At 68.0% G+C, this 6000-nt stretch carries 7 protein-coding genes; 4 read left to right on the forward strand and 3 right to left on the reverse strand.

The genetic code is table 11. The features are described 5' to 3' along the window. Positions 1-375 precede the first annotated feature (375 nt). The 4 genes from NP4_RS28640 to NP4_RS28655 are packed head-to-tail and all read left to right on the forward strand — an operon-like array spanning position 376 to position 3574. Positions 376-747: a rhodanese-like domain-containing protein gene (locus NP4_RS28640; protein WP_082876300.1), complete on the forward strand. Its 372-nt coding sequence runs from the start codon at positions 376-378 to the stop codon at positions 745-747. A gap of 19 nt (positions 748-766) precedes the next feature. Next, positions 767-1828: a DUF4328 domain-containing protein gene (locus tag NP4_RS28645; protein WP_068004531.1), complete on the forward strand. Its 1062-nt coding sequence runs from the start codon at positions 767-769 to the stop codon at positions 1826-1828. Next, the gene (locus tag NP4_RS28650) at positions 1825-2592 is read left to right on the forward strand and encodes a glycerophosphodiester phosphodiesterase (protein WP_068004534.1); all 768 of its coding nucleotides are present in this window, start codon (positions 1825-1827) and stop codon (positions 2590-2592) included. Before NP4_RS28645 ends, NP4_RS28650 begins: the two co-directional genes overlap by 4 nt. 58 nt (positions 2593-2650) lie before the next feature. Beyond that, positions 2651-3574 (forward strand): DUF5926 family protein, encoded by a 924-nt coding sequence (locus tag NP4_RS28655; protein WP_068004536.1) that lies wholly within the window; start codon positions 2651-2653, stop codon positions 3572-3574. 194 nt (positions 3575-3768) lie between these two features. Here NP4_RS28655 and NP4_RS28660 read toward each other — a convergent pair whose 3' ends face one another. The 3 genes from NP4_RS28660 to NP4_RS28670 form a co-directional block, all read right to left on the reverse strand. Continuing rightward, a complete protein-coding gene (locus NP4_RS28660; protein ID WP_068004538.1) occupies positions 3769-4317 on the reverse strand; it encodes a ferritin in 549 nt (182 codons plus the stop codon). A gap of 83 nt (positions 4318-4400) precedes the next feature. Continuing rightward, positions 4401-4940 carry a ferritin gene (locus tag NP4_RS28665; RefSeq protein ID WP_068004540.1) on the reverse strand — a complete coding sequence of 180 codons (540 nt, stop codon included), beginning with the start codon at positions 4938-4940 and terminating at the stop codon, positions 4401-4403. Between the two features lie 10 nt (positions 4941-4950). Next, a partial coding sequence (locus tag NP4_RS28670) for an LCP family protein (RefSeq protein WP_255285561.1) occupies positions 4951-6000 on the reverse strand: 1050 nt, incomplete at its 5' end.

Here is a 6000-nt window from a genome sequence, read left to right on the forward strand (position 1 = left end):
CCTGCAAGACCCCGAGATTTCGATTTCTCGGCAAGGTTTGTCGTTTTTTTCGCGCGCGATGGGAACCGAACCCGCCGGCGTGCCGTCCAACTGGTTGTAGGGGGTCGGTGGGCGGACGGTCGCTCCGGGATGAGGAGGGGAGTCCCGGATCGATCGCCCGCTTCGCGTCGGAATGTTCCGAGATTTCACATACGACCGATTGGTCTGCACTGCCCGACCTGTGGATCAGGTTGTGGATTATGTGGATAACTGGGCTGGGCATATGCACAGGTTGGGGCTGCGGCAGGCGCGCGTCTAGTAGATCGGGGTCAAAACAGACCGCAGGTTGGTCGGGGAACTCCGCGCCCGTCCCGCGCCCGTGGCAGGATCGAAACCGTGACGAGCCCCGAAATTCCGTCGGTGCCGGTGGACGCCGTGCCTGCCGAATTCGATACCGCGGCGGGCCGCGAGTCGAGTGCCGCCCCGGCCCTGCTGCTGGATGTCCGCGAGGACGACGAGTGGCAGCTCGGACACGCCCCGGGCGCCGTGCATATTCCGATGACCGATGTGCCCGCCCGCATCGATGAGCTGGACTACGACCGCGAGATCTACGTGATCTGTCGGCAGGGCGGCCGGTCGATGCAGGTCGTGCAGTATCTGACCCATGTCGGTTTCGATGCTTTCAACGTCGTGGGTGGCATGGTGGCGTGGCAGAAGTCCGGGCGGCCGCTGACCGCCGAGGGCGATCACGAGGCCAAGATCTACTGATGGAAGCGGAGGTTCGGCGGTGAGCACGGTCGTACAGCCCTGCGCCCGATGCGGCGCCCGCTGGGCGGTGCGGGGCAACCCGATGCACTGGTGCCCCCGCTGCCGCGGCGTTCTGCTCTCCCCGGCCTCGGTCGACGCGCCGCCCGAGCGGCGCAACTATCGCTGGGTCGCGCGACCGCCCGGCCGCCGCCCCCGCGACGGCCGCGCCGCGCGTCCCGCCACCCTGCGCGATCCGAATACCCCGCGCTACACCGAGATTCCGCGCTGGGGTCTGCGCGACGCCCCGCCGCAATCCGCGCCCGGCCCGCGTGACCGGCTGGCCGGACTCACCGATCGCGCCGCCGGGCTGCTGATGACCACTGCCGCGTTCTTCGCGGTGGCCGCGCTGGCCGAGGCGGGTCGCTATCTCGTCCTGCTGCGCAATCGGACTCGGCTGATCCATCCCGCCCTGCTGTTCCTCTCCGACGCTTCGGTCGTGCTGACGTCGGTGCTGGCCGGGGCCTTCGCCTTGCTGAGCGCGATCGCCGCGGCGGGCTGGCTGGTCGGGGCCCGCCGCGCGGCCTACGCCCGGACGGGGCGGCAGGATCCGCGCTCGCCGCGAATGCTGCTGTGCGGCTGCCTGATTCCCGTCGTCAATCTGCTTTGGCCGGGGGTGTTCCTGACCGAATTGGCCGCGCGCGCCGGCGATCCCCGGATACTGCGCGCCGTGCGGATCTGGTGGGGCGCCTGGCTGCTCAACGGCGTGCTGGTGGTCGCCGCGCTGTGTTGGCGGTTCACCCGCACGCTGCAGGCGCAGGCCGACGGTGTGATGTTCACCCTCTACACCGATCTGGTCGCCGCGGCCGTCGCCGTGCTGTCGCTGTGGGTGGTCAGGCTGTGCGAGGGCCGTGACCTGCGCGGTCGCGTGCGGATGCCGAAGCGGTGGCTCGCGGCCACGGGTCCGGTCGAACCGGTGATCGAGCCGGTGCGTCCGGTGACCGAGTCTGCCGACCGCGCATCCGAATCCGTCGTCGGGAAAGATGTCGGAACGGATGCGGCGCCCGCGCCGGGGTCCGAGCAGGAGGAGGTCATGGCGAAGTGAGCCGGGGTAGTCGCGCGCCGTTCGTGGTCGCGCACCGAGGCGCGTCCGGAACGCGCCCGGAACACACACTGGCCGCCTACGAGTTGGCGTTGCAGGAGGGCGCCGACGGCGTCGAATGCGATGTGCGCCTGACCCGCGACGGCCATCTGGTGTGTGTGCACGACCGCACGGTCGACCGGACCTCGTCGGGGACCGGACTGGTCAGCGAGATGTCCCTGGACGAATTGCGGCAGTTGGACTTCGGCGTCGAGGGCGCGCCCGCCGCGGTGCTGACGCTGAGCGAATTGATCACGCTGGTCCTGGATTGGCGCAGCCGCCCGACCAAACTGTTCATCGAGACCAAACATCCGGTGCGCTACGGCGCGCTGGTGGAGGCCAAGGTGCTGGCGGAACTGCAGCGCTTCGGCATCGCGACCCCGGCCTCGGCCGATCATTCGCGCGCCGTGGTGATGTCGTTCGCCGCGACCGCGGTCTGGCGCATTCGGCGCGCGGCCCCCCTGCTGCCGACCGTGCTGCTCGGCGAATCCTCGCGCTACCTCGGCGGCAGCGCCGCCACCACCGTGGGCGCGACGGCCGTCGGCCCCTCGGTGAAAACCCTGCGCGACCACCCGGATCTGGTCGACAAGGCGGCCGCCGCCGGCCGGGCCACCTACTGCTGGACCGTGGACGATCCCGAGGATGTGCAGCTGTGCGCCGATCTCGGCGTCAGCTGGATCGCCACCAACCACCCCGGGCGCACCAAGGCGGTTCTCTCGAGCGTCTGAATCACCTTGTCGCGCCCCTGCGTCCGTTGCCGCCGGTGACGCTGTAGGTTCTGCTTTCGTGGGTAAAAGTAAGCGCAACAGTCCCAAGCCCGACAGCAATCGGGCCCAGCGCCTCGCCGAGCGCCGCGCTGCGCAGCAAGAGGCGGCCGCTGCCGTCACGCGCCCGTTCGCCGGGCTGGCCGCCGAATGCGATCTGGTCGCGCTACGGGAGTTCGTGCCGTCCGCGACCGCGACGCTGAAGCTGGCCTCCGGTGTGGCCGCCGAGCGACCGGTCACCCTCGCCACCGTGCTGCCCGGGGCCGTGGCCGCGCTGGTGCGGGCGGGTGACGAGCCGACCGGATTCGTCGCCGCGCAGACGCAGTTCCAGTCCGCGAATCCGGGTGCCGATCTGGCGGCGGCCATTCTGTGGACGCAGGCCGCGACGCCGGGTGAATCGCTGTCTGCCGCAGCCGAATTCGAGGGCGCCACCCCGGCCCTGACCGAGGTCATCGATCCGGGCGCGGGCCTGGATCTGACCGTGCACCAGAACTTCAACTGGTGGGTGCCCGAGGGTGTGCAGCCCGATCCGCAGGTGGCCGCGACCATCGAGCAGGCCAATCAGGCGATCATGCCCTCGGATCGGCTCGAGCTGGGCGGCGATTCGATCGGCGCCGCGTGGTGGGTCGATGCCGGGGAGAAGGCGCATCTGCGCTGGGTCCGTCCCGAGGACGAGGACGCGCTCATGCTCGCGCTGGCCCGCGTGCACGCGGCCGGTGGTCTGCAGCTGGGCGAGGGTTCGCGCTATGCCGGATCGTTCCGCACCCACGGATTGCTGGTCCCGGTTTTCGATCTCGATCGCGAGCGGCATGCCAGTGAATGGGTCGCGCCCGCAAAGGAGTTCGGTGCGCGCCTGGCGCAGGCCCTGGCCTCCGACGCCCCGCTGACCTCCGATGAGCGGCGTTCGCGCGACGGCCTGCGGTCGCGTCAGGTCACCCTGCGTTAGCCGATCGAATTTCTTCGAGAAATTTCTGAAAAATTCAAGTTCCACAGTGTGGGTGAGTTGGGTTACTCCATACCGATCCGATCCGTCGGACGGCGGAATTAAAAGAGGGAACCAATTCGCTCAGCCCCGGTAAGTGAACGCGAAAAGCTCGGCTCCGAGGCCCCCGGAGCCGAGCTCGCGTGCCGAACTTCGATTCAGATGGAGCCGCCGGCCGCCGAGGGCGCGCCCGAGGTATCGCTGGGGCTGCTCATCTCGCGGGAGACGAAATTCTCCAGGTCGAACATGTTGGAACCGGCGCGGTCGGCGACGGTCAGCAGCGTGTTCATCCGCGCGACCTCCTCGACCTGCTCCTTGAGGAACCACTGCATGAACTGCTCGCCGAGGTAGTCGCCCTCCTCGCGGGCGGTGCTGGCCAGCTGGACGATCTGGTCGGTGACCGTCTTCTCCTGCTGCAGCGCCAGCGCGATCGGCTCGCGGGCGTTCTCGAATTTCGACTTCGCGCCGTCGATGCCCGCGACCTCGACCTGGATATCCCGGTCGAGGAAGTACTGCACGATCATCATCGCGTGATTGCGTTCCTCGACCGCCTGCTTGTAGAAATGCTTGGCCAGCACCGGCAGATCGGCATTGTCGAACCACACTGCGATCGCGATGTACTGGTGTTCGGCATTGAATTCATGCCGGATCTGATCGTGAAGCAGGGAGTGGAACTTGCTGCGAGGGGATTCGGGGTGGCTGGACATGCGCACGAGATTAGCCGCGAAAATTACGGCTGTCATCCAAGTGCACCCTTATCGAGGCAATACTAACTAAGGCAATACTTGCCTTATTTAATTCGCGCTGCCCCCGCAATTCTAGGCGCTGAAGTATCCGCTCGCGGCGTCGCGCGCAGTTCCCGGGCGACGAACTGCTCGACATCGAAAAGATTTCCGTCGGCGCGTTCGCACACCGCGAGCAGGGTTTTCATCCGGGCCACCTCGGTGACCTGATCCTCGAGGAACCACTGGGTGAACTGTTCGCCCAGGTAGTCGTCGAATTCGCGGGCGGCGCCGGTGAGCGCGGTGATCTGCGCGGTCAGCTGTTCCTCGCGGCGCAGCAGGAATTCGAGTGCGGCCCGCGGCGATTCGAAGGTCGAGACGATCTCGTCCAGGCCGCCGACGCGCACCTCGAGATCGCGATCGAGCAGATACTGCACCATGCGCAGCGCGTGGGCGCGTTTGTCGTCGGCGCCGTCGTAGGCCACCTGCGCCAATCTCGGCAGCCGTAATGCGTCGAAATACACCGCGCCCGCCAGATACTGCTGGGCGGCGGTGAACTCGTGCCGGATCTGATCTCGGAGCAGTTCACTGAAGGGCCGATCGGACATGACTCCGACGTTACCTGGTGAGCAGATCCTCCGGGATCGGTTGGTCCGAGGCCAGGGCCTCGAAGAACCGGCTCGCCTTGGCCTTGTCCCACAGCAGCACGTTGCCGCTGCTGGAGACGTCGTCGAATCCGCCGATCGGCACGGTCGTGGCGACCGTATCGCTGTGCAGCGCCCAGCCGAGGCTCGCGAGATCCCAGATGTGGTCGCCCTTGTCGACCTGCAGCGAATCGACCAGGCCGGTGGCCAGCGGCCACGCGCGGAACGGATTGGCCAGGGTGCCCGCACTGCCGGCCTTCTTCAGCAGCGCCGACAGGAACAGCCGCTGATTGTTCATCCGGTCCAGATCCGCGCGCGGCGTGGCGCGGGTACGCACGAAGCCGAGCGCCTGCGCGCCGGTCAGATGCTGACATCCGGCGGGCAGGTTGATGCCGGCCAGCGGATCGTCGATCGGATCCGGCAGGCACATATCGATTCCGCCCAGGGCGTCGACCATGCCCGCGAAGCCGCCGAAGCCGATCTTGGCGAAGTGATCGATATGCAGTCCGGTCGCGGTTTCGACGGTCTGCACCAGCAGTTTCGGGCCGCCGGCGGAGAAGGCCGCGTTCAGTTTGTCGCGGCCGACGCCCGGAATCTGCACATAGGAGTCGCGGGGCAGGCTGACGATCGTGGTGGGACCCGATTTCGGGATGTGCACCAGCATCATCGTGTCGCTGCGCTCGCCCCCGGCATCGGCCTGATCGCCGGTGGACAGCTCGCGCTCCTGATCCTGAGTGAGGCCGACGCGGCTGTCGGATCCGGTGAGCAGCCAATTGGTTCCGGCGGTCTTGCCCACCCGGCCGGAATAGTCGGCGAGCACCGGAATGCGATCGAGGGAGCGATCCAGGTAGATCGTCGCGGCGACGGGTGTGACGAGCAGGATCACCACCAGCAGCAACAGCCAGCGGCCCCAATGCCTTTTGCGGCGCGGGCGCGGGGGACGTCCGCCCGAACCACGCGCGGGTCGTCCGCCCGGACCACGCGGCGGAATGTCACCGCGCCGGGGCGGGGGCGGCGGCGCCTC

The organism is Nocardia pseudobrasiliensis NBRC 108224 (genome assembly GCF_001613105.1).
GTDB lineage: Bacteria > Actinomycetota > Actinomycetes > Mycobacteriales > Mycobacteriaceae > Nocardia > Nocardia pseudobrasiliensis.

Coding starts and splice junctions, on each gene's coding strand:
- NP4_RS28660 (WP_068004538.1), bottom strand. CDS start 4,317: ATGTCCAGCCACCCCGAATCCCCTCGCAGCAAGTTCCACTCCCTGCTT.
- NP4_RS28665 (WP_068004540.1), bottom strand. CDS start 4,940: ATGTCCGATCGGCCCTTCAGTGAACTGCTCCGAGATCAGATCCGGCAC.